Genomic DNA, 1,622 nt, shown 5'->3' with positions numbered 1-1,622 from the left:
TTACTGGTTTCTTTTTTTTATTCCCTAAAATAAATTTTGGAATTACTCGAAATTCACGAAAAGTTCGATTATCAATGTCAGCTTCAAAATTATCGATTTGCTCTTTATTCTGCAACTCGCTTCTAGATTTTCTCATACCAAAGCGTGAAACTTCAACAAACTGACTCAAACCAACACCGGACACAATCATGTAATTTCGTAAAATGTTACATAAACGAATTAACTTAATAAGTGAACTATTTGGTGAATTATCAGTAAGTAGTCCTGTGGTGTATAATAACCAGCGCTTCACAGAAGATTGGCTCAAACAACTACTTCTACTTATAAACTTCTGGGCTTCACTTATATTAGGAAACTGATCTATCGCATCCAGCGTTTTACCTTGAAAGGTTTGGACACCATTCACACTGTCCATGCTTCTGTCAGAATAGAATAAAAGTGAGGCGGTATCATCAGCCAAAATACCCACCTCGTTTACCAAATTAGTTTTGGATAAGTAACCACTTTCATATAAAGAGTATTCTGATCTATTTGGCCACTTGAATTCTTGATTTATAGTGTTGCCGTATAAGCAAAAACTTAACAAACTTGGCCCTAAATACCCATGTCCACCTAAATGAACATGGTTGTCAGCAAATTGGTTACCTATTTGATCTTGTGGTAACGCAAATGGACATTGACTCTTCTCAATGCAATTGGATAGCTCTTGAGCGCCAAATTGATGTTGTTTACATAAATCTGCGTACCCTTGAGCAATTATCCAAGTACCATCTATTAATGACAACAATTCTAGCCACTCTGATAACTTTTCCGGTTTTACGATGAAGCGATCGCCATTCCATTGTAAATATTCAAGATTAAGGTTCGTTAAAAATGAGTTAAAGCAAAAGCTATGACTATCATGCATTTGCTCAACAATAGCTTTCACATCATCAGTTCGTAATCTTCTTTTTATATAAGGTTGATAGTCTAAAATAGCTCTGGCTAATTCTTCTTTTTTATCAATACTCTCGGTAGATAAGAAACGATCTGATGAGAGAAATGCAGCTGCAGCAATAGTACCATCACTAGCCTTAATCATTTTCTAAACCTATTTCTGAAACTGCAAGTAAAGTATTTTTTAACCGTATATCTTCGATTGCATGAAAATCATCACTCATGAATAAATTACCATCAAACTCGTTTATAGCCTGCTGGATTGGAAGTAAGACTTTACTCAATCGCAACTTTCCTTCTTCACTACCTCTTAGTTCTTGTAATTTAGTGTAGATAGTCTCTCTTTTAGAAACCCTTCCATTGATAAAGTTACTTAAAATTATCGCAATATTTTGGTAAGCATCACCAATGATATGACCTAGTTCAAAGTCACAATGTTCTAAAATATCAATATCTGAACTTAGGCTACTGAAAGTAAAGCTTTTACTTATTTTTTTATCACTACTGTCTATTACTAGATCAGTATCCTTATTACCTATTTTCAATAATTTTTGAATACTTTCACTATCTGAAAAATTAAATATGGGGTGCTCTGATATAGCATTATGTAATTGCATAACTTGTTGGAGCTGAAATTTTTTATTTTGATTGCCTTCAAAACCACTCAATTCTTCTTCTACCAATTT

Annotated in this window: 2 protein-coding genes; both read right to left on the bottom strand. The window is 33.6% G+C overall.

The window, feature by feature from the left end; genetic code table 11:
* On the bottom strand, positions 1-1,081 hold a 1,081-nt coding region (locus GQR46_RS19430), incomplete at its 3' end, for a hypothetical protein (protein WP_206009710.1).
* Positions 1,074-1,622 (bottom strand): hypothetical protein (locus GQR46_RS19425; protein ID WP_165742178.1); only part of this gene is annotated, 549 nt, incomplete at its 5' end. The genes GQR46_RS19425 and GQR46_RS19430, both read right to left, overlap by 8 nt.

The organism is Pseudoalteromonas sp. Z1A6 (genome assembly GCF_011378745.1).
Taxonomy (GTDB): Bacteria; Pseudomonadota; Gammaproteobacteria; order Enterobacterales; family Alteromonadaceae; genus Pseudoalteromonas; species Pseudoalteromonas arctica.
Note: the sequence above shows the minus strand (reverse complement) of the source record. Positions and strands in the feature narration are given on the sequence as shown.